This window comes from Mesorhizobium sp. B1-1-7, assembly GCF_006442705.1.
In the GTDB taxonomy this organism is placed as follows: Bacteria; Pseudomonadota; Alphaproteobacteria; order Rhizobiales; family Rhizobiaceae; genus Mesorhizobium; species Mesorhizobium opportunistum.
In genome coordinates this window covers 18,322-43,346 of the sequence record NZ_VFWQ01000008.1, presented here as the reverse complement: position 1 = coordinate 43,346, position 25,025 = coordinate 18,322, and the positions used below count along the sequence as shown (strand labels likewise).

General features: G+C 63.5%; 18 protein-coding genes. 10 read left to right on the top strand and 8 right to left on the bottom strand.

The genetic code is table 11. From position 1 onward, the window contains the following. Positions 1–92: 92 nt before the first annotated feature. Entirely contained in the window at positions 93–938 is an 846-nt protein-coding gene (locus tag FJ978_RS14955) for a phosphogluconate dehydrogenase C-terminal domain-containing protein (RefSeq protein ID WP_013896806.1), read from the top strand. A 60-nt stretch (positions 939–998) separates the two neighbouring features. After that, positions 999–1,799, top strand: a complete 801-nt coding sequence (locus tag FJ978_RS14950) for a sugar phosphate isomerase/epimerase (protein WP_140572722.1) — start codon at positions 999–1,001, stop codon at positions 1,797–1,799. A gap of 26 nt (positions 1,800–1,825) precedes the next feature. Here FJ978_RS14950 and mtnA read toward each other — a convergent pair whose 3' ends face one another. Beyond that, positions 1,826–2,920 (bottom strand): S-methyl-5-thioribose-1-phosphate isomerase, encoded by a 1,095-nt coding sequence (mtnA, locus tag FJ978_RS14945; protein ID WP_140572721.1) that lies wholly within the window; start codon positions 2,918–2,920, stop codon positions 1,826–1,828. Continuing rightward, entirely contained in the window at positions 2,917–4,191 is a 1,275-nt protein-coding gene (mtnK, locus tag FJ978_RS14940) for an S-methyl-5-thioribose kinase (protein ID WP_140572720.1), read from the bottom strand. Before mtnK ends, mtnA begins: the two co-directional genes overlap by 4 nt. 137 nt (positions 4,192–4,328) lie before the next feature. Here mtnK and FJ978_RS14935 point away from each other — a divergent pair, with 137 nt between their 5' ends. The 3 genes from FJ978_RS14935 to FJ978_RS14925 all read left to right on the top strand — a co-directional run bounded on the left by FJ978_RS14935 (position 4,329) and on the right by FJ978_RS14925 (position 8,020). Beyond that, a complete protein-coding gene (locus FJ978_RS14935) occupies positions 4,329–5,840 on the top strand; it encodes a sugar ABC transporter ATP-binding protein (RefSeq protein WP_140572719.1) in 1,512 nt (503 codons plus the stop codon). Between the two features lie 82 nt (positions 5,841–5,922). Next, entirely contained in the window at positions 5,923–6,918 is a 996-nt protein-coding gene (locus FJ978_RS14930; protein ID WP_140572718.1) for an ABC transporter permease, read from the top strand. Positions 6,919–6,967: 49 nt separating this feature from the next. Continuing rightward, a complete protein-coding gene (locus tag FJ978_RS14925; RefSeq protein WP_140572717.1) occupies positions 6,968–8,020 on the top strand; it encodes a substrate-binding domain-containing protein in 1,053 nt (350 codons plus the stop codon). Between the two features lie 77 nt (positions 8,021–8,097). Here the strand turns inward: FJ978_RS14925 and FJ978_RS14920 are convergent, their stop codons facing one another. The 4 genes from FJ978_RS14920 to FJ978_RS14905 form a co-directional block, all read right to left on the bottom strand. Further along, entirely contained in the window at positions 8,098–8,292 is a 195-nt protein-coding gene (locus FJ978_RS14920; protein ID WP_348640315.1) for a type II toxin-antitoxin system YafQ family toxin, read from the bottom strand. 79 nt (positions 8,293–8,371) lie between these two features. Beyond that, positions 8,372–8,629, bottom strand: a complete 258-nt coding sequence (locus FJ978_RS14915) for a type II toxin-antitoxin system RelB/DinJ family antitoxin (protein WP_140572716.1) — start codon at positions 8,627–8,629, stop codon at positions 8,372–8,374. 57 nt (positions 8,630–8,686) lie between these two features. Beyond that, positions 8,687–10,738, bottom strand: a complete 2,052-nt coding sequence (locus tag FJ978_RS14910) for a bifunctional aldolase/short-chain dehydrogenase (protein WP_140572715.1) — start codon at positions 10,736–10,738, stop codon at positions 8,687–8,689. A gap of 88 nt (positions 10,739–10,826) precedes the next feature. Beyond that, the gene (locus tag FJ978_RS14905; RefSeq protein WP_013896796.1) at positions 10,827–11,792 is read right to left on the bottom strand and encodes a sugar-binding transcriptional regulator; all 966 of its coding nucleotides are present in this window, start codon (positions 11,790–11,792) and stop codon (positions 10,827–10,829) included. A gap of 186 nt (positions 11,793–11,978) precedes the next feature. Here FJ978_RS14905 and FJ978_RS14900 point away from each other — a divergent pair, with 186 nt between their 5' ends. From FJ978_RS14900 to FJ978_RS14880, 5 genes are all read left to right on the top strand, one after another. Further along, positions 11,979–13,619: an acyl-CoA synthetase gene (locus tag FJ978_RS14900; RefSeq protein ID WP_140572714.1), complete on the top strand. Its 1,641-nt coding sequence runs from the start codon at positions 11,979–11,981 to the stop codon at positions 13,617–13,619. A gap of 189 nt (positions 13,620–13,808) precedes the next feature. After that, positions 13,809–14,417 (top strand): TetR family transcriptional regulator, encoded by a 609-nt coding sequence (locus FJ978_RS14895; protein ID WP_023764617.1) that lies wholly within the window; start codon positions 13,809–13,811, stop codon positions 14,415–14,417. 54 nt (positions 14,418–14,471) lie between these two features. Continuing rightward, positions 14,472–15,614: an efflux RND transporter periplasmic adaptor subunit gene (locus tag FJ978_RS14890; protein WP_140572713.1), complete on the top strand. Its 1,143-nt coding sequence runs from the start codon at positions 14,472–14,474 to the stop codon at positions 15,612–15,614. 238 nt (positions 15,615–15,852) lie between these two features. Beyond that, positions 15,853–18,993, top strand: a complete 3,141-nt coding sequence (locus FJ978_RS14885) for an efflux RND transporter permease subunit (RefSeq protein WP_140572712.1) — start codon at positions 15,853–15,855, stop codon at positions 18,991–18,993. A gap of 196 nt (positions 18,994–19,189) precedes the next feature. Continuing rightward, positions 19,190–20,545, top strand: coding sequence for an LLM class flavin-dependent oxidoreductase (locus FJ978_RS14880; RefSeq protein WP_140572711.1), 1,356 nt, complete (start codon positions 19,190–19,192; stop codon positions 20,543–20,545). A 66-nt stretch (positions 20,546–20,611) separates the two neighbouring features. Here the strand turns inward: FJ978_RS14880 and FJ978_RS14875 are convergent, their stop codons facing one another. Further along, positions 20,612–22,321: an APC family permease gene (locus FJ978_RS14875; RefSeq protein WP_013896790.1), complete on the bottom strand. Its 1,710-nt coding sequence runs from the start codon at positions 22,319–22,321 to the stop codon at positions 20,612–20,614. Positions 22,322–22,564: 243 nt separating this feature from the next. Continuing rightward, positions 22,565–24,934: an aminomethyltransferase family protein gene (locus FJ978_RS14870; protein ID WP_140572710.1), complete on the bottom strand. Its 2,370-nt coding sequence runs from the start codon at positions 24,932–24,934 to the stop codon at positions 22,565–22,567. Between the last annotated feature and the right edge of the window lie 91 nt (positions 24,935–25,025).

The window sequence follows — 25,025 nt, the reverse complement described above, 5'->3', positions numbered from 1 at the left end:
GCACACGCCGTACATCCGGAGATGAGGGCCGCAAGGGTTCGGGTGAACGGCGCGTCAGAGGCGCACCGTCAAGGCAATTGGGAGAGAAGCGAATGACGATATCCGTGGCGTTGCTTGGAGCGGGAGGCAAGATGGGCTTCCGTGTCGCGCGCAAGCTGATCGAAGCGGGCTACGATGTCCGTGCCGTGGAAGTCGGCGAAGCCGGCCGCAAGCGGCTGTCGGAGGCCGGCATCAGCGCCGTCTCGATGGAAGAGGGCGTCCCCGGTGCCAAGGTCGTGGTCATGGCCCTGCCGGACAATATCATCGGCCAGGTCGCACGGCAGATATCGCCGATGCTCGCCAGCGGCGCGATGCTTCTCATTCTCGATGCCGCCGCGCCTTACGCCGGCGACCTGCCAAAGGATCGGCCCGATCTGACCTATTTTGTCGGCCATCCCTGCCATCCGCCCCTGTTCAACGAGGAGACGGAATGGGCCGCCCGCCGCGACTATCACGGCGGCATTGCCAGGCAGTCGATCGTCTGCGCCCTGATGCAAGGTCCCGAGGAGCACTATGCGCTTGGCGAAGAGGTGTGCAAGGCGATGTGGTCGCCGATCATCGACAGCCACCGCGTCACCGTCGAGCAACTGGCAATCCTCGAGCCAGGCCTTTCCGAAATGATCGCCATGCCCTTCGTCGACACCATGGTCGAGGCCGTCGAGGAATGCGAACGCAAATATGGCATTCCCAGAAAGGCCGCGCTCGACTTTCTGATTGGCCATCTGAATGTCGAGATCGCCATGTGGTTCGGCTTCTCTCCAAAGGTGCCGTCCGATGCGGCGCTGCGCCTGATGCGTTTCGCCAAGGGTGTCGTGGTTCGCGATGATTGGCGCGAGGCCTTGTCGCCGGCCAAGGTGAAGGAAGCGTCCGAGCTGATCGTCTACGGCAAGGGAGCCTGAGCGCTGCCTCCGACGCCACGGATCACCTCGGTATCGACCGCACTCTTCGATGGCTATTCCATGGAATTGGCCATCGAGGAGATCGCGGCTGCTGGCGCCAGCCATATCGAACCGGCCTTCATTCGCGGCTATGTCGATTTCGATGAAGGCATGTTTACCGACACCAAGGGCTCGAAGCTGCGCCAGACGGCCGACAGTGCCGGGCTGGGCATCAACGCCGTCTCGGCTCATCTCGACTTGTCGGGACCTGATGCGGTGGATGCGCTGTTGCGGCGCGTCGCCTTTGCCGCCGGTCTCGGCGTATCGTTCCTGATCACCAATGCCGGCCCGATGTCGAACCGGGCGAGCATCCGCCGGACGATCGATGCTGTTCTGCCGGTACTGGAGCAGGCCGGTATCGTCCTGGCGCTCGAGAACCCCGGGCACGGCAAGGACGATTTGCTTGGCAACGCCCGATCCGGGGCGAGCTTCGTCCGCGAAATCGGATCGCGGCATGTCCGCCTGAACCACGACGCCGGAAACGTCTTCACCTACAGCAATGAGGCCACGCAGCCGGCGGAAGATATCGCGACGGCTCTCGAAGCCGTTGGCCATGCCCATTTGAAGGATATCGTCAGCATCGGTTCGGGGTGGGCATTCTGTGCCGTCGGGGACGGCTCGGTCGATTACGAGCCATACTGGGCAATGCTTCCCCCGACGCTGCCGGTCAGCATCGAACTGCCCTTGCGCCTGGAGCGCCCGCAACGCCGCGATCCCCAGCGACGAAATGAACCTGTCGACATGGCAATCATTCGTCGCGCCCTGCAGCGCTCGCTGCATTTCGTGAAGGCGCTGGAGATCGCGGGGAACAGCGCTTCCTGAACCGGAACGTTGGGTCCGCGCTTGCGCTATCCCCGTTCGGGGAACATCGCCTTCAGGCCGTCGCGCGATGCCTTGGCGACACCGCGTTCGGTGATCAGCCCGGTCACCAGTCGTGCCGGCGTCACGTCGAAGGCCGGGTTGGCCGCCGGCGTCGCCTCGGGCGAGATGCGCACCTGCGCGATCTCGCCGGCGGCGTTCTTGCCCCATACCAGGGAGACTTCGTCGGCCGAGCGCTGCTCGATCGGGATCTCGGCCAGCCCGTCATGCACCGTCCAATCGATGGTCGGCGAGGGCAGGGCGACATAGAACGGCACGTCATTGTCGGCTGCGGCGAGTGCCTTGAGATAGGTGCCGATCTTGTTGCAGACATCGCCATCGGCCGTGGTGCGGTCGGTGCCGACGATGACCATGTCGATTGCGCCGCGCTGCATCAGATGGCCGCCGGCATTGTCGACGATCAGCGTATGCGGCACGCCATGGCCGGCCATCTCCCACGCGGTCAACTGGGCGCCCTGGTTGCGCGGCCGCGTCTCATCGACATAGACGTGGACCGGAATCCCGGCCTCGACAGCCAGGTAGATCGGAGCGGTGGCGGTGCCGTAATCGACGGTGGCCAGCCAGCCGGCATTGCAGTGAGTGAGAATGTTGACCGGCTCGCCAGGCTGTTTGCGCGCGGCGATCGCTTTGATGATGGCAAGTCCGTTCTCGCCGATGGCGCGGTTCAGCCCAACATCCTCGTCGGCGATTTCACCGGCGCGCCGATAGGCGGCAGCGGCACGTTGTTCTGTTGGCAGCGGTTTGAGGAAGCGCCGCATCTCATCGAGTGCCCACCGCAAATTGATCGCCGTCGGGCGCGTCTCGTGCAAGGTTTCCCAGACGGCATCGAGCGCTTGGTCGGACGCATCGTCAGCCATCTGCATGGCGACGCCATAGGCAGCGGTGACGCCGATCAGCGGCGCGCCGCGCACCCACATGTCGCGGATGGCGGTGGCGATGCCGGCGACGGTGTCGACTGTCTCGATGCGGAAATCATGCGGCAGCCAGCGCTGGTCAATGATTTCGACCGAACGCCCGTCGTCGCTCAGCCAGATAGTCCGATAGTGGCGACCGCCGACGTTCAAATTCCGTTCTCCTGTTCGATCAGCACGGCCAGCTTGTTGACCTCGTCGATGCTGTGGATCTGCCGCCGATTGACGGCGATGTGGCGGCCGAATTTCAGTGCCTTCGCCTCACAACTGGCGCGCAAATCTTCATCGGCAATGGTCTCGAAATCGGCATTGTGGGCGAGGCCGAGGATGCGCCGGTGCACCTCGATGCCGGCAAAGCCGAGCAGATCGGTCCAGATCTGGTGCAGCACATGGTCGAGCGCCTGCTCGGCGGCGAGTATGTCGCCCTGATCCTCGAACAGGCTCTTTTGATAGAGCATGCCGGTGCGCTCGGTGCGCCACAGATGCGAGAATTCGGCGCGGAACACGGCCCAGGTCTCCGTCGTGACCTCGAGCAGATAGGTGCGCATGGCATCGCGCTTGCCGTTCTGCTCCTGTCCGCGCTGCGAGAAGAACGACATCCAGAAATTGGCGAGCAGCATGCCGACATCGAACGCCATCGGACCATAGAAGGCGAATTCCGGATCGATCATCCGTGTTTCCTGGTCGGTGACCATGATCGAGCCGGAATGCAGGTCGCCATGCAGCAGCGTCTCGGCATTGGCGGCGAAAATGTGCTTCAGCCGTTGCGCCTCGACCTTGAGGTCGCGGTCGGCGCGCAGTTCGGCGACGAGGGCGTCGAGCTGCGGCGAGGTATGCCGGTTCATCTTGGCGTCGAAATAGGGGTCGGAGAACACCAGGTTCTCGGTGATGTCGCAAAGCTCGACATTGTCGGCGAACAGCGCCAGGTCGGCCTTGCGGTCCTTGGTCGCCATCGACAGGTCGGAGCCGCGAAACAAAGTGCGAGCCATGAACAGGCCGATGTCCCTGGCGATGTTCGGCAATTGCCGGCCGTCGATCAGGGCGCGGCGCAGGATGATGTGCGGCGGTGCCAGATACTCCATGATGATCAGCGCCTGGCCTTCATCGAAATAGTAGATCGCCGGCACAGAGCCAGGCGCGCGCGCCTCTTGTCTCGTCAGCGCGTGGTATTCGAAGAAGGAACGCTTCAAGGGCAGCGGCCAGCTGTCGCCGACCAGGCGGACATAGGGCAGGGCCTGCTTGACGACGGCAGCGCCCGAGGCACCCTCGACGATGAACACCAGGTTGAGATTGCCGTCGCCGACCTCGCGGACCTTCCAGGCGCTGGTCTCGTTGCCGATCCTCGCGCACAGCGCCTCGTTCGTGCCGAGGCGCGTCGCAAGCGTCTCCACCGACAGTGCTTCGAACGGCAATTTCCCGGTCATTCTTCTCCCTCCAGCCTATGTGCTCCGATCATAGGGGAGCCTTAGCGGCTGGGCCAAGCTAGGAAGCCGTCTGGCAATTGTCAATCGTGTTGACAATTGCCGATGTAGACCATAGCGTCACGGTCAGGGAGGAACGCATGGTCGGCAGTGCCGTGTTCCGCGTAGAGGGACTGAGGAAATCCTTTGGCCGCAACGAGGTGCTTGGTGGCGTCTCGCTGGACCTGCATGCCGGTGAAGTGACCGTGCTGATGGGCGCCAACGGCGCCGGCAAATCCACCCTCGTCAAGATCGTCAGCGGCGTCTATGAAAATGGCGGCGGCACCATGACGCTGGCCGGCCAGGATTTCGCGCCGAACACGCCGGCCGAAGCGATCCGCGCCGGCGTCGTCACTGTGCACCAGAACATCAACGACGGCGTCGTCGCCGACCTCGATGTCGCCACCAACCTGACGCTCGACAGGCTGAGCGGCCGGGGCGTACCGACCCTGTTCAATCCGGTCCGTGTTCGCCGGGAGGCCAAGGCCGTTGCCGACCGCATGGGATTGGCCATCGATCTGAAGGCGCGGGTCAACGATCTTTCGCTGGCCGATCGCCAGATGGTGGCGATTGCGCGCGCCCTGGCGCACCAGCCGAAAGTGCTGATCCTCGACGAGCCAACCTCGTCGCTCTCCAGCGCCGAGGCCGACCGGCTGTTCGCGCTCGTCGACAGGCTGCGTGAGCAAGGCGTGGCGATCCTCTATATCTCGCACCGCATGTCGGACATCCGGCGGCTTGCCGACCGCATCGTCTCGATGCGCGATGGGGTCGTCTCGGGCGCCTTCGACATCAAGCCGCTCGACTATGAAGGCGCCGTCAACGCCATGCTCGGCCGCAAGATCCGCCTCGACCAGATCGTTGCCAGGAGTTCGGCGAAGCCGGTCCTGACCGTCGAAAACCTTCGCATCGCGCAAGGCGCCAGGCCGATCTCGCTGACGCTTGGCGATGGCGAGGTCGTTGCCATCACCGGTCTCGTCGGTGTCGGCAAGACGGCACTTGCCGAAACGCTGTTCGGTGTGCGCAAGCCGCTCGCCGGTACCATGACGATGAACGGCAAGCCCTATATGCCGCGCTCGGCCGGCGACGCGATTGCCGCCGGCGTGTTCCTCGTCGCCAAGGACCGCGCCACCAGCGGCATCGTCGGCGACTTCAACATCGAGCGCAATGTCAGCCTGCCGTTCCTGAAGCGGATGTCGACCTTCAGCGTGCTCAAGCGCCGCCGCGAACGCGCCATCGCGCGCCGGCAGATCGAGGAACTGGGCATCGTCTGCCGCTCCGAGAAGGACGAGATGTCGGCACTCTCCGGCGGCAACCAGCAAAAGGTGATGGTGGCCCGCTGGATGGCGCAGGATGCGGCGCTGTTCATTCTCGATGAGCCATTCCAAGGGGTCGACATTTCGGCCAGGCGCGATATCGCCGCCAAGCTGAGAGCCAGCGCCAGTGGCCGCGCGACGCTTTTGTTCGTCACCGAAATCGACGAGGCGCTGGAGACGGCCGATCGCATCCTGGTGATGTCGGAGCACGCAATTGTCGGCGAACACCGCAACGCCGATGTCGACCTCGATCGCCTGCTGGCCGAGGTCGCCGGCGGACCGCTGCACAGCGCGGCCTGAATGTGGCGGCGAATGGGAATTGGAATGGAGAGACCATGAGTTCGAGTTGGGTGAAGATGGCAACCGCGCGGGGAAGCGCTGAATGACGCTTCGCGACTCCGCCATCCGTTACGGATTCATCGTCCTCCTGTTCGGGCTGGTCGCCTATTTCGCGATCGCGGCCGACGGGTTCGTCTCACCGCAAAGTGCCGTCTTCATCTTCCAGTCGGTCGCTATCACTGGCGTGCTGGCGCTCGGCGTCACCGCCACGCTGGTCGTCGGCGGCTTTGATCTCTCGATCGGTTCGGTCGCCACGTCGGCCATGATGGCTGCCGCCTATGTCATGGTGGTGCTGGAGCAGAACGCGGTCGTCGCGGTCGTCGTCTGCCTGCTCATCGGCGCCATTGTCGGCCTGATCAATGGCTGGCTGATCGTCTATATGCGCGTGCCCGATCTGTTGGCGACGCTGGGCATGATGTTCCTGCTCGTCGGCCTGCAGCGCATCCCGACGGAGGGCCGCTCGATCGCCACCGGCATGACCATGCCCGATGGCTCGGTCGCCAACGGCAAATTCTCCGACGCCTTCCTGGCGCTCGGCCGCCACCGCTTCGATTTCTTCATCCCGAACCTCATTCCGGTGTCGGTGGTCGTGCTGCTGGTGCTCGCTGTGCTGATCTGGTTCTTCCTCGAATACACCCGTTTCGGCCGCATGATGTATGCGGTCGGCTCCAACGAGCGCGCCGCCGAACTCGCCGGCGCGCCTGTCAAGGCATACAAGATCTGGGCCTACGTTATTTCAGGAGTTTTTGCCTCGATCGGCGGCATTTTGCTCGCCGCCCGGCTTGGACGCGGCGACATCGCCTCGGGTAATAATCTGCTGCTCGATGCGGTTGCCGCGGCGCTGATCGGCTACGCGGTGCTCGGCGCCGCCAAGCCGAACGCCTTCGGCACTGCCGTGGGCGCGCTGTTCGTCGGCATCTTGCTGCAAGGCCTGACGATGATGAACGCGCCTTATTACACGCAGGATTTCGTCAAGGGCGTGGTTCTGGTCGTCGCCCTTGTCTTCACCTTTGCCCTGTCGGGCAGGGGCAGGGGGTAATTTTCGACCGGGCAGGATTTTGGGTTCAACAAGAGTGGAGGAAAACAAGGTGAACATCACAAGAAGACTTCTGGGGAAAATGGCGCTCGGGCTCGCCGGCGCAACCATGCTGATGCAGGTCCCGGCGCTGGCCGCGGACAAGCCGGCACCGTTCGACAAGCCCGGCGTCAAGATCGCGCTGGTGCGCTACCTCTCGACCGGCGACTTCTTCCAGGCCTATCTTTCGGGGGTCGAGGCACAGTCGAAGGCGCTCGGCATCGACCTGCGCGTCCTCGACAGCCGCCAGGATGCAGCGCTTCAATCGGATATGGTCGACCAGGCCATCGCGCTTGGCGTTCAGGGCATCATCATCCAGCACGGCCTGACGGAATCGATGAAGGACGCCGCGCAGCGTGCGGTTGACGCCGGCATCAAGGTGGTGGCCTTCGACGTCAATGTCGAAAACCCCAAGATCCCGCAGATCGAGCAGTCCGACAAGGATCTGGCGCGCCTGGCACTTGAACAGGCGGTCAAGGACAATGGCGAGAGCTGGAGTGCCGGTTACGTCTATGTCGCCGGCATCGCGCCGCTAGACCGCCGCAACGAGACCTGGGTCGACGTCAAGAAGAAATATGCCGGCATCAAGGAAGTCGCGATGTTCGGCACGCTCGACAACCCGATCGCCAACTCCGTCGCCAACCAGGCGCGCTCGGTGCTGTCGGCTCACCCCGACATCAAGGTGATGTTCGCCCCCTATGACGAATTCGCCAAGGGCGTGAAGATCGCCGTCGACGAAGCCGGCCTGAACAAGGGCATCAAGATCTATTCGGCCGACATCTCGACCTCCGACATCGCAGCGATGCGCGAGCCCGACAGCGCCTGGGCGGCGACCGCCGCCACCAACCCGGCCGTCGTCGGCCAGGTTTCGGTGCGCGCCCTGGCGCAGCTGCTCGCCGGTGAGGATCCCGGCCACAACGTCATCGTGCCGCCGACGCTGATCACGCAGAAGGAGCTGGTCGACAAGGACATCAAGAATATGGAAGACCTGTCGGCCAAGCTGCCGCAGTTCGCCCATGCCGATGTCGCCATGCCGGCATGGATGCCTAACCCCAACGCGAAGTAAGGTTCGTCACTTTACGGCTTGTAGGATGGTACGAGAGTCGCCCGCAGCAGATCGCTGTGGGCGGCATCCCGCAGAATTCACTCGTTGAATAGGTCGGAGTGCGAGCCGGTACGGGCAAGCTGCAATTCGTCGCCGACAACGCGGTAGATCAGGAGCCAGTCCGGTTCGATATGCGCGTCTCGAAAGCCTTTCCAGTCGCCTTTCAGAGGATGATCCTTATACGTCGCCGGCAGTTCATGCCCGGCGATCAGCAGGCCTAGCAGATCGCGCAATTCCCAAGGTTCTTGCCACGCTTTTCCATACGCTTCACATCCCGGCGAAATTGCCCGGAGTGAATGGCCGCTGGCATGGTTAGATCCCCAGATCCTTGAACAATTCATCAGCCGAGGCGAAGCGCTTGCCTTTGCCTTTTTCCAACTCAGCCATAGCCTTTCGCGTGGTTGCGTTGGGCACTTTCACCGGGAAGGGAAATTCCTTGTCTGCGGCCACGCGGACCAGCAGCAGGCGGATAGCGTCGGAAACCGACAGGCCCATGGCCGCCAAGGCTTCCGTCGCCCGATCCTTGGTCGCGGCGTCGATCCGAGCGCGGACCACTGCATCTGTAGCCATATCGTGTCTCCGTTACCTTGAGCCACAATGTAGCTACAATATGCAGTTGTTACAAGCCTACCGCAGCGCCGCTGCAATATTGCCGCCGTCGACAGTCGTCACGTCGGCGGTGGTGCGTTCGGCCAGCGCGTGGTGCAGGAAGGCTTGCGCCACGTCCTGCGCCGTCACTTCCTGGCCGAGCAAATTGCCGGACATGTATTCCTTCTCCGACACGCCGCGCGCGCCCGAGCGGCTGGCGATCATGGCATCGGTCAAAAGGCCCGAGCGGATGCGGTCGGCGTTGACGGCGTTCGAGCGGATGCCGTGGGCGCCATAGTCGAGCGCGTACTGCCTGGACAGGAACAGCGTCGCCGCCTTCGGCACGCCATAGGCGCCGAACTTCGGGCCCGGATTGACCGCCTGCTTGGAAGTATTGAACAGAAGCACGCCGCCGGTGCCCTGTTCGAGCATGATGCGCACGGCGTTCTGCGCAACCGACTGGTGGGCGAAGAAGTTCAGCTCGAAGCTTTTGCGCAACAGCGCGTCGTCAAGCTCGCCGATGCGGCCTTCCCAGGCGGCGCCTGCATTGGAGACCAGGATGTCGACGCCGCCGAACACGGCAACCGCTTTGTCGAAGGCGGCACGAACCTGGGCCGAATCGGTGATATCTGCTGCGACACCGATCGAATTGTTACCGGCCTTCTTCGCCGCATCGGCGGCCTTGTCGCCATCGAGATCGACGACGACGGCATGGGCGCCATTGTCGGCGAACAGTTTTGCCGTCGCCGCGCCGATCGCGCCGGCGCCGCCGGTGATCAGCACCACCTGGCCGGTCAGCGGCTTCGGCTTGTTGGAGGCAAGCTTGGCTTGTTCGAGCGACCAGTATTCGAGCGGGAACAGGTCGGCCTTGGACAGCGGATGGAAACGGCCGACAGCTTCGGCGCCGCGCACTGCCTCGATCCACATCTCGCCGACATCGGAGGCGATCCTGGCATCCTTTAGCGTGCGGCCATGGCCGAACATGCCGAGCCCCGGCACCAGCGTCAGCCGCGGCATCGGGTCGAGCATGGTGCGCTTGACGTCGTCGAGCGCGTCATTGGTCTCGAAATAGGCGCGATAATCCTTGGCGAAGGCGTCGACATGGCTCTTGATGACGGCCTTGTAGTCGTCGGCCTTGTCGGCATCGGGCGCCGGCACCGCCATCGGCCCGGTCTTGATGCGGATCGACAGATCGGGCGTCGACACGCCGCGTCCCGCATAGTCGGCGATCTCGGCCGAATTGATGAAATCGACGATCGCGTCCGATGTGCGGAAGTCGGAGATCATGCGGTCGAAGCGGCCTTCGCCGCGCGCAAACGCAACAGCGCCGCGCAGCATCGGCGCGATGGAAGCCGGCGTCGCGAGCCTTGCCGGCAGTGCGGCCTTTGCCGCCGGCTTGGCGTGCTTGGCCACATAATCCTCGGCGACGTTCACATAGTGGATCATCCGGTCGTAGGCCTGCTTGGCATCGTCGCCGAAGGTGAAGATGCCATGCTTGTCGAGGATCAGGCCCTCGACCGCGGGGTCGGCGTCGAAAACGTCGGCTGCCGCCTTGGCGAGATCGAAGCCGGGCATGATGTAGGACACGTAGCCCATCTTGCTCCCGAACACCGTCTTCACCAGCGGCTTCGAGTCTTCCTGGTCGACGATGGCCAGGATGGCGGTCGAATGGGTGTGGTCGACGAATTTGTGCGGCAGGAAGGCATGCAGCAGCGTCTCGACCGATGGGTTGGGCGAGGCGGGGTCGATCAGGTTCGCCCGCTGCAGCGCGACCATGTCCTCGTCGGAGAGCTTTTCCAGTGCGCGGGCCTTGAGCAGGGCACCCATCTTGACCGCCGGCAGGCCCTGGGGCTCGATGACCGCCATGTCCCAGCCGCTGCCCTTGACGCACAGCACGTCCCATTCATCGCCGACGAGGTCCGTAGCCGTGGTCTTGCAGGAGGTGTTGCCGCCGCCATGCAGGACCAACTGCGGCACACCGCCCAAAAGCCGCGTCGTGTAGACGCGCAGTGCGAGGTCGCGGCCGACGCCCTTCTTGGCATAGTCGGCAACGAGTTTCTCGGCCGTGTCGTCGTTCCACAAATTCTTCATGTTCGGTTCGTCCAGTTGCTGTCTTTGGATGGTGAAACAGGAATGCCGCGACGCCCTGATGACAATGCGCCGGCGAAGGGTTGCTTTCTCAGGATGCTTTTTGTAGCGCCGCTCCGGCATGATCGAGAAGCCGCTGCGCCATATGAGCGCCGACCACCAGATGCGTGCAAAGCCCCCCGGTGATCGCCGCGAGCAGCGGTTCGAACTTGCTGTCCTCCTGCACCACCATCAGCCGCCTGGCGATGGCGCGCAGCGAGGCAAGTTCGGCCGAGATCACCCGGCGGTTATAGCTGCAATCGAGCACCTTGCCTCCGGCGTCGATGATCTGTCCGGCAATGACCCCGGCTGCACCTTGGCCGCGCAGCTCCGCCATCTCGCCCGATGTCAGCGCGCCGCATTTGACCAGATGGCTGTCGGCATCGACCGCGCCGACCGAGTAGAGCGCCAGGTCGCAATCCCTGATTCCCGACAGTTGCTCACGGATCACCGGTTCGGCCCGCAGCGCGCGCGCCAGCTCTTCCGTCGACAGCACCAGCGGCGCGTAGAAATTGAGGCCCTTGGCGTTGAGCCGCCGCGCGATTTCCATCGTGCACTGGTCGGGCCGGTAGGAATAGGGGGCGCCGAGATTGCCGCAGAGCTGCACCACGGTGACGTCCTGCAGGTCGGCATAGGACATGATGTCGGCGATCGTGTAGACGGTGCGGCCCCAGGCGACACCGATGCGGTCGCCCTTCTTGACCAGTTCGAGAAAGACGCTCGCCGCCAGCACGGCGATGTCGGTCGAGGGGTCCGGGATATGGCCGTTCTCCGGCGCGATCCAGACCGCGTCGAGCCCCAGCGCATCCTCGAGCTTGCGCGCCATCACGTCGTCGGTGAACAACTGCGTCGAGGTCGAGATGTTGACGATGCCGGTCTCGCGCGCCTTGCGCAGGTACATGGCCACCGAGGCACGGGAAATGTTAAGCTGGCTCGCAACCTGGTCCTGTCGCAGGCCATGCGCATAGTAGAGCCAGGCGGCCTTGTGAATGAGCTGTTCTGCCGGTCGGATTGCCATGCCGTCTCCTCGGCTGACATTATTCACGGCTCTCGACAAAAGTCAAACCAGAGCGAAGGTACAGGATACCTGCTCGGCCCCTGAATCTGGATGATCATTGTGCCAAATGGGCTCTAACGTGGCATCCTTGGTGGTGACGCGGGCCTAGCCTGTGGTTAGAAGTCTTCGATAAAAGGGGAGAACGGGATGGGCAATCCTTACGAACAGGATCTCGATAAGAACGCGGCCAACCATCAGCCGCTGACGCCGCTCACCTATCTGGAGCGCGCGGCGAAAACCTATCCCGACCACATCGCCATCATCCATGGCCGCCAGCGCATCAGCTATCGCGATTTCTGGCGCCGCTCGCTGAAGCTCGCCTCGGCGCTGCAGAAGCGCGGCATCGGCAAGGGCGATACTGTCACCGTCATGCTGTCGAACACGCCGCCGATGCTGGAGGCGCATTTCGGCGTGCCGATGACCAAGGCGGTGCTGCATTCGCTGAACACGCGCCTTGATGCCGCTGTGATCGCCTTCCAGCTCGACCATGCCGAGACGAAGGTGCTCATCGTCGACCGCGAATTCTCTGGCGTCGTCAGGCAGGCCTTGGAACTGGCCAAGGTCAAGCCGCTGGTCATCGACTACGACGATCCCGATTATGCCGCCGACGCACCCTATCCGAAGGGCGAACGCATCGGCGCGCTCGACTACGAGGATCTTGTCGCTGGCGGTGATGGGGATTTCGCCTGGTCGATGCCCGATGATGAATGGGATGCCATCTCACTCAACTACACCTCGGGCACGACGGGCAATCCCAAGGGTGTCGTCTATCATCATCGCGGTGCCGCCCTGATGGCCTACACCAACACCATCCATGCCGGCATGGCCAAGCACGCCGTCTATCTCTGGACGCTGCCGATGTTCCACTGCAACGGCTGGTGCTTCCCCTGGACGCTGGCCGTGCAGGCCGGCACCCATGTCTGCCTCCGCTGGGTGCGGCCGAAGCCGATCTACGACGCCATCGCCGATCATGGCGTCACCCATCTCTGCGGCGCGCCGGTGGTCATGTCGGTACTGATCAATGCCCGCGACGAGGACAAGCGCACCTTCGCGCAGACCGTCACCTTCAACACCGCGGCCGCGCCGCCACCCGAAGCCGTGCTGTCGGGCATGGCCGATGCCGGCTTTGCCGTCACCCATCTCTACGGCCTGACCGAGACCTACGGCCCGGCGGTCGTCAATGAATGGCATGGCGAATGGGACGGTCTGGCAAAGGGCGAGCGCAGCGCCAAGAAGGCACGGCAGGGCGTGCGCTATGCAGCACTTGAGGGCCTGACCGTCATGGATCCCGAGACGATGCGGATGACGCCGGCCGACGGCGAAACCATCGGCGAGGTCATGTTCCGCGGCAACATCGTCATGAAGGGCTATTTGAAGAACCGCAAGGCGAGCGACGAAGCCTTCGCCGGCGGCTGGTTCCACTCCGGCGATCTCGGCGTCATGCATCCCGACGGCTATATCCAGCTCAAGGATCGCTCCAAGGACATCATCATCTCGGGCGGCGAGAACATTTCCTCGATCGAGGTCGAGGATGCGCTCTACAAGCATTCATCCGTTGCCTCGTGCGGCGTGGTGGCCAGGGCAGACGACAAATGGGGCGAGGTGCCCATCGCCTATGTCGAACTGAAACCGGGCAAGTCGGCGACAGAGGCCGAGATCATCGAGCATTGCCGAGGGCTGCTTGCCCGCTTCAAGGTGCCGAAGGCGGTGATCTTCGCGGAAATCCCCAAGACCTCGACCGGCAAGATCCAGAAATTCCGACTGCGGGAAATGGCTAAGATCGCCTGACGTCCAGAAGGACCTCCTCCAAAAATTATTTCGGGTGCCCGCATCCTTTGGCCGCCTCATCGCGTCTGTTGGATGTCACCATCTGTCACTATTTTGTACGTGTACGTCGATTTCGTGTTGACACCTCCTTCTTTTCAATTTACGAGTGACGAAAATTGAAATTCATCACTCGTAAATCGACAGAGAGCCATGTCCGAAGCTGCCAACATCACGGCCGATGCCGCCAGACAGGAGAATGTGACGCGCATTCTCGACTGCGCCGAACGCCTGTTCCGGCACTATGGCTATGGCAAGACCAACGTCGCCGACATTGCTCGCGAACTCGGTATGTCGCCGGCCAACATCTATCGTTTCTTCGCCTCCAAGGTTGAAATCCACCAGGCCGTCTGCGGCCGCATGCTCGGCGCCAGCTACAAGATGGCTTACGAGATATGCCATTTGCCGATCAGCGCCGAGGAACGGCTGCGGCGTTATGTGCACGCACAGTACAAGATGACGATGGAAGTCATGCTCGACGACCAGAAGGTGCACGAGATGGTCATCGTCGCCCTCGAGCGCGACTGGGGTGTCATCGACAAGCATGTCGACAGCATCCACGACCTGTTCGCGGAGGTGATCCGCGAGGGCATCGAAGCCGGCGAGTTCGCTAAGCAGGATCCGGTGATCGCGTCGCGCTGCTTCGGCGCCGCCACGGTCATCCTGTGCCATCCGCAGATGGTGGCGCAGTGCCTTGCCAAGACCAACCGCGCGATGCCCGACGACCTTATCGACTACGCGATCAAAGCCTTGAAAAAATAGCCGCCGCCCGCCGGGCGCCGGTGTCGACCACTCATCTCCAGTCGGAGTTCCAAGATGTCGTTGTCCAGTTCCATCCTTCGCAAGCTGCCAGTTGCCGGCCTGGTCGCCGCCACTCTCGGGCTCGCCGGCTGCTCGCAGGAGAAAGCCGAAGTCAAGGATATCATCCGCCCGGTCAAGGTCGTCGAGATCGCACAGGCGCATGACACCCGCATGCTCTCCTATTCCGGCTCGGTGCGGGCCCGCACCGAGAGCGCCCTGGCTTTCCGGATCAACGGCAAGATCACCGAGCGTCTCGTCGACATCGGCCAGCATGTGGCGCCGGGCGATGTGCTCGCCCGCATCGATCCTTCCGACTACGACCTTTCGGTCAAGAGCGCGCAGGCCGCGCTCGATGCCGCCGAGCGGCAGGTCGAGACCGTCGACCTCGCCCGCAAGCGTGCCCAACAGCTTTTTACCAAGAACTTCGCGCCGAAGTCGCAGCTCGAACAGGCGACACTGACCTACGATCAAGCGGTCGCCACGCGTGACTCCGCCCGCTCGACGCTTGAGCAGGCCAAGAACCAGGTCGGCTATACCGACCTCAAGGCCGACAGGGAGGGCATCGTCACATCGGTCAACGCCGATGTCGGCCAGGTGGTCGGTTCCGGCACGCCTGTCGTCACCGTCGCCGTCGACGGCGAGAAGGAAGTGCTGATTGCGGTGCCGGAAATGGAAATCGCCGAATTCAAGCCGGGCAAACCAGTCAAGGCCGGTTTCTGGTCCGACAATACGCTGGCGCTCGAGGGCAAGGTCCGCGAGGTCGCCGGCAGCGCCGATCCGCAGTCGCGTACCTTTGCCGTCCGCGTCAGCCTGCCCAACGACCCGCGCGTGCTTCTCGGCATGACCGCCAACATCGAGGCGTCGGCGGCCAACGAAAAGCAGCTCGTCTCTGTCCCATTGAGCGCGCTGGCGCAGAAGGACAGCCAGTCGATCGTCTGGACCGTCGATCGTGGCGCCGACACCGTGCATGCCCGCTCGATCAAGGTCGCCGAGTTCGCCGCCGATGGCGTGCGTGTGGCGGAGGGATTGAAGCCCGGCGACGTCGTCGTTGCCGCCGGCACGCAGTTCATGACCGAGAACCTGAAGGTGAAACTTGCCGGCGGGGTGGCGCAGCAGTCCGCCTCCGCCGACGGTGATGACGCCAGCCGGCTGCGCTGACGACAAACAGATCGGCCGCGCGTTCCGCGGCCACGGGTTTCCGGGCGGCGTGCGCCCGAAGGTCGAGACGTCTAGGCCGATGTACCCCCGCATCGACCTTCGCGTCCCACCGCGATGAGTGTCTCTCCGCTCGGAAAGCCTCGCCGCCCGGAAGCCATTATCGAACGCAGATGATTTTGTTTTGTGTGCCGCGCTTTCGCGGCACCAGGCGCCAACCAAGCAAAGTGGACCAGCACCGATGACGACCTCCACTGAAGAAAAGCGGCCCTTCAACCTTTCGCGCTGGGCCATCGGCCATCCCTCGATCGCGCGGTTCCTGTTCGGCCTGATCATCATCGCCGGCGGGCTCGGCCTGATGCGCATGGGACAGAAGGAAGATCCCGACTTCACCTTCCGCGTCATGGTCGTCCAGGCGATCTGGCCGGGCTCCTCGATCCAGGAGATGGAAGACCAGGTCGTCAACAAGATCGAGCGTAAGCTGCAGGAAACGCCGCATCTCGATTTCGTCCGCTCCTTCACCCGCGCCGGAAGCGCCATCATCACGGTGCAGATCAAGGGCGACACCAATACCGCCGAGGTGACGGACGCCTTCTATCAGGTGCGCAAGAAGGTCGGCGACATATCGGGCGACCTTCCGCAGGGACTGCTCGGCCCCTATTTCAACGACGAGTTCGGCGACACCTTCATCACGCTGCATTCGATCAGCGGCGACGGCTTCTCCTATCCCGAGCTGAAGAAATTCGCCATCCAGGCCCGTGACATGCTTTTGACGACGCCCGGCGTCGAGAAGGCCGTCATCATCGGCGATCAGCCCGAAAAGCTCTACATCGACGTCTCGTCCAAGGCGCTGGCCGAACGCGGCCTGACGCTGACGGACCTGCAGAACGCCATCAAGGGCCAGAACAATGTCGATCCGGCCGGCTCCATCGACACCGGCGTCAATTCGGTGCGCATCTCGGTCGAAGGCGACGTCACCAAGGCCGCCGACATTCGCGAATTGCGTCTGCGCGCCGGTGGCCAGGTCACCCGGCTCGGCGACATCGCCAGCGTCACCTCGGGCCTGCAGGATCCGTACCAGCGCAAGTACCGCTTCAACGGTCACGACAGCGTGCAGCTTGGCGTCGTCATGGCCAAGGGCTTTAAAGTCACCGATGTCGGCAAGGACGTTGAAGCAACCTACAAACGCTTCGAGGAAGCGCTGCCTTATGGCGTCTCGGTCGACCAGATTTCCGACCAGCCGGGCGTCGTCACGGATGCCGTCAGCGAGTTCATGCATGCGCTTGGCGAAGCGCTGCTGATCGTGCTTGTCGTCTCGTTCCTGTCGATCGGCTGGCGCTCGGGGCTTGTCATCGCGATTGCCATTCCGCTGGTTCTGGCCGCCACCTTCGCCATCATGTACGAGCTCGGCATCGACCTGCAGCGCATCTCGCTCGGCGCCCTGATCATTGCACTCGGCCTGCTCGTCGACGACGCCATGATCGTCGTCGAGATGATGGAGCGCAAGCTGGAGGAGGGGCTGGTCAAGATCGAGGCGGCGAGCTTCGCCTATTCATCGACCGCATTCCCGATGCTGACCGGCACGCTGATCACCACCGCCGGCTTCATCCCGGTCGGGTTCGCCGCCTCCACTGCCGGCGAATATGTGCGCACCCTGTTCTATGTCGTCGGCATCGCACTGGTCGTGTCGTGGTTTGTCGCGGTCTATTTCACGCCGTGGCTCGGCTATATGATCCTCAAGCAGCGCCAGCATGCCGGCAGCCATCACGATGCCTTCGACACGCGCTTCTACCGCCGGCTTCGCTCGACCGTCGGCTGGGCGGTGCGCCATCGCATCATCGTGCTTGTCATGACGCTGGTGACTTTCGGCACCAGCCTGTGGGCATTCCAGTTCATTCCGCAGAATTTCTTCCCGCAATCGTCGCGGCCGGAAATCCTCGTCGACCTGTGGCTGCCGGAAGGCACCAGCATCAAGGAGGTCGAGACGCAGGCCAAGGCGCTCGAGGCCAAGATGATGGACGACAAGGACAAGCGCTTCATCGCCACCTATATCGGCGAGGGCGCCCCGCGCTTCTTCCTGCCGCTCGACCAGCAGCTCAGCAATCCGAACTTCGCCCAGATGCTGGTGATGGCCAATGACGAGCCGGCGCGCGAGCGGCTGATCGTCAAGCTCCGCACCGTCCTGGCCCAGGACTTCCCCTCGATCCGCGCCAAGGTCGACCGCCTGTTCCTCGGCCCGCCGACCGGCTGGCCGGTGCAGATGCGCGTCATGGGTCCGGATCGACAGGAGGTGCGCCGCATCGCCGACCAGGTGAAGGCGAAATTCCAGGAGAACCCGCTGCTCGGCGCCGTTCATGACGATTGGCTCGAACCCGTGCCGGCCATGAAGCTGGTCATCGACCAGGATCGCGCCCGCGCGCTCGGTGTCACCTCGCAGCGCATCCGCCAGATGCTGCAGGCATCGATGTCCGGCGCGCCGCTCGACGACTTCCGTGACGGCGAGGAGACGGTGTCCATCGTGGCCCGCGAACCGGACGCGAGCCGCAGCCTGCTGTCCTCGGTCGATTCGATCTACATCCCGACCGACTTCGGTGGCTTCGTGCCGCTGTCGCAGGTGGCCAAGGTGGTGCCGGTGCTGGAGCAAGGCATCGAATGGCGCCGCGACCGCTTGCCGACCATCAGCGTGCGCGCCACGTTGCCCGATGGCGTGCAGTCCAACGACGTCGTCACCAAGATGTACAATGACATGAAGGATCTGCGTGCGGGTCTGGCGCCCGGTTACAAGATCGAAATCCAGGGCGGTGCGGAGGATTCGGCGGAAAGCCAGGCTTCCATCGCCGCCAAGGCGCCGATCATGCTGGCCGTTATCGTCGTGCTGTTGATGATCCAGCTGCAGAACTTCGGCAAGGCGATGCTGGTGCTGGCCACAGGTCCGCTCGGCATCATCGGCGCTGCCGCGGCATTGCTGATCAGTGGCGCGCCGTTCGGCTTCGTCGCCATCCTGGGCGTCATCGCGCTGCTCGGCATCATCATGCGCAACTCGATCATCCTGGTCGACCAGATCGATCAGGACATCGCGAGGGGCATGGAACGCTCGGAGGCGATCATCGGCTCGGCCGTGCGCCGCTTCCGGCCGATCGTGCTGACGGCGATGACTGCGGTGCTGGCGCTGATCCCGATCTCGCGTGGCGTGTTCTGGGGCCCGCTCGCCTACGCCATGATGGGCGGCATCCTTGTTGCCACCGTGCTGACCATCCTGGTGCTGCCCGCGGGCTACGCCCTGTTCTTCGGCCGCGAGCCCAAGAAGCGTGATGTGGATGCCGCCGAAGCAGCCATGACGGAACAGCCGGAGAGGCCGCAACTCGCGCTGGCAGCCGAATAGAGCGGTCACATCGCATCATCCGTCATCGCATTGGCCGATGGCGGATGATCCGGCGTGACGGCTGGTCCGCCGCGCCGATCAAAAATGCTCTCCGGCAAGGGTTTCGCAAAACAGAATTCCTTCCCAGGGCCGTGAAGCGGTCCCATCCTGAGCGACACCGGAGCGGCAGCGCTCCTCATCATCAGGATGTCTTCCCATGGCGGAAAAACGGCAATTGCGGCTCGGCGCCTTCATGCGCCCTGTCAGTCTGCACACCGGCGCCTGGCGCTATCCGGGAGCCTATCCCGACGCCAATTTCAACTTCGCGCATCTGAAGCGCTTCGCGCAGACGCTGGAGGCGGCGAAGTTCGACGCCTTCTTCATGGCCGACCATCTGGCCGTGCTCAACATGCCGATAGAAGCGCTGCGGCGCAGCCACACGGTGACCTCATTCGAACCGTTCACGCTGCTGTCGGCGCTGGCCGCCGTCACCGACCATATCGGTCTGGTGGCCACGGCGTCGACCACCTTCGACGCGCCCTATCACATCGCCCGCCGCTTCGCCTCGCTGGACCACATCAGCGGCGGGCGCGCCGGCTGGAACATCGTCACCACGTCCAACCCCGATGCGGCGCTGAATTTCGGGCTGGACGACCACGTCGAGCATGACGAGCGCTATCACCGGGCACGGGAATTCTACGATGTCGTGACCGGCCTGTGGGACAGTTTTGCCGACGACGCTTTCATCCGCGACGCCGACAGCGGGCTCTATTTCGATCCGGCGCGGCTGCATGTGCTGGATCACAAGGGCGAACATCTTTCGGTGCGGGGGCCGCTCAACATAGCCCGCCCGGTGCAAGGCTGGCCGGTCATCGTGCAGGCCGGCGCGTCGGAAGCGGGGCGGCAGCTGGCCGCCGAGACGGCCGAGGTGATTTTCGCCGCGCATAGTGATCTCCCCACGGGGCAGCGCTTCTTTGCCGATGTCAAAAGCCGGGCGGAAAAACTCGGCCGCTCGCGCGACGACATCAAGATCCTGCCCGGCGCCTTCGTCATCGTTGGCGACAGCGTCGAGGAAGCGCGGGACAAGCGCGCCAAACTTGACAGTCTGGTCTATTACGAGAGCGGCATCGCCTCGCTGTCGATCGCTCTCGGGCATGATGCATCCGGCTTCGATCCCGACGCAGCCCTGCCCGAAATTCCCGAGACCAACGCGAGCAGAAGCGGTCGCGAACGCGTCATCGAGCTGGCACGCACGGAAAACCTGACCGTGCGCCAGCTTGCCCAAAGACTGGGTGGTTATTCCGGCCTTGCCTTCGTCGGCACGCCGCAAACCATTGCCGACGAGATGGAGGAATGGCTGGTCGCCGAGGGGTCGGACGGCTTCAACATCATGTTTCCCTATCTGCCCGCCGGGCTCGACGATTTCGTCGAGAAGGTGGTGCCCGAGTTGCAGCGGCGCGGCATTTTCAGGCGCGAGTATGAGGGATCGACGCTGCGCGAGAATCTCGGCCTGAAGCGGCCGTCCAACCAGTTCTTCGAGGGCACGAAAGCCGCGGCCCGCAAGGCCGGCTGACGTCAGCTGGGGGTCGAAATGAAACGGGCGCGCCAGAGCGCGCCCGTTTCACGTCAAGTCAACGCGTCAGATGATAAACCACCAGTTGGCGAGAAGCATAACCACCACGCCTGCGACCAGCGTCAAATAGGGCAGCATGCCCGCTTTCCTGACCTTGAGATCGGCCGAACTCATGCCGAGATCGGCCAGCATGTGGTCGGGGAACTTGCCGCCGTCCTGGATGTAGTGGCGGAAGCAGAACACCGGGATGATCAAGGCCGCGGTGATCAGACCGGCCCACAGCGCCATCGGGTTCCACACCTTGGCGCCGGCGCCCATGAAGATCGCGTTGACGTAGGCGAAGATTGCCCCGATCCCCAGCAGCCAACTCGGCGCCTTCCAGGGGCGCGCGATATGGCCGTTGTCGATGCGGTGGATCCAGCCGGCATTGAGGTTGAGGAAGTTGAAGATGATGTAGCCGCAGTTCGACACGGCGAGGATGAAGAAGAAGCTCGTCGCGTCGGCCGAGGCGATCGCCAGTACGATCAGGTTGAAGACGAGATCGGTCCACATGGCTCGCGTCGGCGCGCCGTGCTCGTTGACGTGGCTGAGATAGCGCGGCAACCAGCCATCGACCGAGCCCTGGTAGAGCGTGCGCGAGGAGCCAGCCATCGCCGTCATGATGCACAGCACCAGCGCCAGGATCATCAGCATCACCAACAGGCTGTGGATCAGCGCGCCACCACCGACCATGCCGGCCAGCGCGTCGGCCACGCCGGAGCCGTCGACGATCGGCGTTGCCAGCATGCCGTTCAGGCCCAGCACGCCCTGGAAGGTGAACGGCACGAGGATGAACAGAAGCATGCAGAGCAGGCCGGAATAGAAGATCGCCTTGAACGTGTCGGTGCCCGGGTTCTTGAACTCGGATGTGTAGCAGACGGCGGTCTCGAAGCCGTAGGTCGACCAGGCGGCGATGAACATGCCGCCCAGCACCAGTGTCCAGCCGGCGATATTCCACGCGCCGGGCTCGGGCGCGTAGGCGGCCGCCAGCGGCACCAGCGGCGAGAAGTTCGCCCAGTTGATCTGCCCGGTGAAGATCGGCACGACGCCGACGATGAGCATCGGGACGATGACCAGCAGGCCGATATACTTCTGCACATTGGCGGTACCCAGGATGCCGCGATGCTGGATCGAGAAGATGATCAGCATCAGCACCGCGCCGATGAAGAAGGTGGCATTGAAGGTGAAGGAGACCGGGCCGAGCGTGTGGCTGTACAGCGTCCAGTTGCGAATTGCGGGCGTCGCGGCGGCCGTCACCGCGGTGACGGCGTCAGCGGGTGCCGTTCCGGCATGCGCTGCGATATAGGCGACGACTTCCGCCGAGGTCTCGGTGAACAGCGGCACCGGCGCCAGCGCGTTGAGGATATAGGCGGCGGCGATCGAGCAGCCGAGCGACAGCACCGGCGACCAGGCGAACCAGTTGCACCACACCGACAGCGGCGCGATGAACTTGGAATAGCGCAGCCAGGCCGTGGCGCCGTAGATCGAGGCGCCGCCCGACTTGTTCGGGAACAGGCCGGCAATCTCGGCATAGGTGAAGGATTGCAGGAAGCCCATGATCATGGACACCGTCCAGATCAGGAAGGCCAGCGTCCCGGTCGTGCCGGCGATGCCGCCGATCGAAAACAGGACCAGCGCCGGAACGCCGCTCGCCACCCAGAAGGCGCCGCGCCAGTCGATATGCCTGAGCAGCTTGCTTTCGGCAGGCTGGTCCAGGACCGTACTTATGGTGCTCATGTCAGTGACTTCCCCTTTTTGTAAGTGTTCCCCGCCGGCGATGCCTCGGCTCTGCGAAGCTTGCTCCCCGGCACAATGATCGCACGACTGCGGTGTTTCCACTCAGTCGTATTTTTTTCTTAAGAGTGAAGATTGATCCGGCACGCTTTCACGTCAAGCGTTTTGTGAAACCGTGCACATCACGCTTGCGAAACAGGCTCCTGCCTTCTCCCACAAAGGGGGAGAAGGCAAGGGTCGCAATGCTCAGGAGCGCGGTCTGGTCTTCTGCGGATCGTAATGGGCGAAGGCAACGACACGCGCCGGCAGCCGCTTGGCGTGGCCGTCGAGCTTGCCGATCTCGACCTCAGTGCCAACCGCGGCATGGGTGACGTCGAGCCGCGCCAGCGCGATGTTCTTGTTCAGCACCGGCGAGCGCATGCCCGATGTGACGACACCGATCTGGGCGCGGCCGACATGGACGCAGTCGCCATGACCGACCGCGACATTGCTGTCGATGTCGAGCCCGACCAGTTTGTTCTGCGGGTTTTCCTTGCGCCGGATCAGCGCCTCGCGGCCGATGAAGTCGTCGGTCTTGGTCTTCAGCGGCACGGTAAAGCCGATGCCCGCCTCGAAGGGGTCTGTCTGGTCCGAGAATTCGTAACCGGCGAAGATCAGCCCGGCCTCGATGCGCACCATGTCAAGCGCCTGCAGCCCCATCGGTTTCAACCCATGCGGCTGGCCGGCTTCCCAGATGGCGTCGAACACTTTCTCGGCGTCGCGCGGATGGCACCAGATCTCGTAGCCGAGTTCGCCGGTGTAGCCGGTGCGCGAGACGACGACCGGAATGCCGTTGCCGCCGCCGATGCGGGCGACAGCGAAGCGGAACCATTCCAGTTCGTCGATCGACGGCTGCAGCGGCGAGGTCCAGATCACCTCACGAAGGATGTCGCGGCTCTTCGGCCCTTGCACGGCGACATTGTGCATCTGGTCTGTCGACGAGCGCACCAGCACGTTGAGGCCGAGTTTTTTCGCCGTCTCGCGCAGCCATTCGCCGGACAGATCATCGCCCCCGACCCAGCGGAAATTGTCCTTGCCGAGCCTGAGCAGCGTGCCGTCGTCGATCATGCCGCCATGCTCGTAGCACATCGCCGAATAGACGACCTGGCCGACGCCGAGTTTCTTGACGTCGCGGGTCAGCGTGTATTGCAGCAGCGCTTCGGAGTCCGGGCCGGTGACCTCGAACTTGCGCAACGGCGACAGGTCCATGATCACCGCGTCCTGGCGACAGGCCCAGTATTCGGCGATCGGCCCTTCCTTGGCGAAGGAATTGGCCAGCCAGTAGCCCCTGTATTCTGAGAAGTCGCGGGTGTGCTTGGCGAAGCTCGAATGAAAGGCGGTCTCGCGGGTCATTTTGGGTTCCGAATCGGGCGTCATGCGTCTGGCGATCGCTCGCGAGAATTTGTGCTGGCCGGAATAGGTCCGCACGTGGATGTCGGTCGGGTCCCAGCCATTGGCCGGCGTCGTATCGTCAGGGCAGGCGGAGGAGACGCAGACGATGTCGGTCAACGCCCTGAGCAGGACATAATCGCCGGGCCGCGACCATGGCTCGTCGGACACCATGACGCCGTGCGTGTCGATCGCCGTGTTGAAGAAGAAGTTGATCGCCATCCAGCCCGCGCGGGGATTGACGCCCTTGTCGGCCAGCGCGCGGTTGAAATTCTCGGAGCAATTGGTGTGCCCGGGGTAGCCGATATCGTCGTAGTATTTCGCGGCGCAGGCGAGCGCGAAGGCGTCGTGCCGACCGCATGTGTCCTGGACCACCTCGACAAGCGGTTCCATGTCCTGGTCGTAATATTTCGAATGCAGACCGGGGATCGGATAGCTCGTGCCCATCAGCGTGCGCGTGGTCGTCACGTCGAGTGGTTGGTCGACGCCCTTGTCCAGCTTGCGCGCCGAAAAGCACTGGAAGTCGGTGCACTGGCGCCCGTCGACATCGATGATCTGCAGATAGTCACCAGCCCTAACGAAATAGGATTCCGCCGTCGCCGAATGGACGCGAAGGTCAAGCACCGGATCGGCGAGCGGATCGTCAAGTTGTGATCGCGCCGCGGGGCGGATGGTGGCGCGACGCACGATGACGGTGAGAGGTGTTGCCGTGTCGTGGCCATCGACCAGCATCGGCCCCCCGGGCGCGGCAATCAGCAACGCACCATCGCGGGCGACGGCAAAATCCTGCTCTGTGCCTGCGGGTGTCGCGCCGCCGAACACGCGAACCGCCTTGGGCTGATCAAGCTGCACCTGGCGGCGCTCGAGCCCGCGACGCAGGGAGGCGAGGCTGTCATCGCCCCCGGCCAGCAGTGCCTTGATGCCGGCGGCATTGCTGTTGGATTTTTCACCGAGGATACCAGCATCGGTCGCGCCGGTGCTGTCCCAGGCTAGCAGCTCGCAAGCCTGCCCGCCTTCGACATTGCGCACGCTGATCGTGTCGCCGGCCTCGATGTCGATGAGCACCGCGCCATTGCCCTGGATCGTATAGCGCTCCATGCCCGGCGGCAGAGCGATCTGGCCCGGCCTCAGGATCAGGCTGGGCCTGGGCGGTCCGGCGGCGATGGCGGGGTAGGGCGACTGGCTCATCTCAGCCTTGCGGTTCGAGAAACAAGTTTGCCTGTGTGTGAAATTATTTTAGCGGTAAGAATAGCAGGGGCGTCACGTTTGGCAAGGCGGA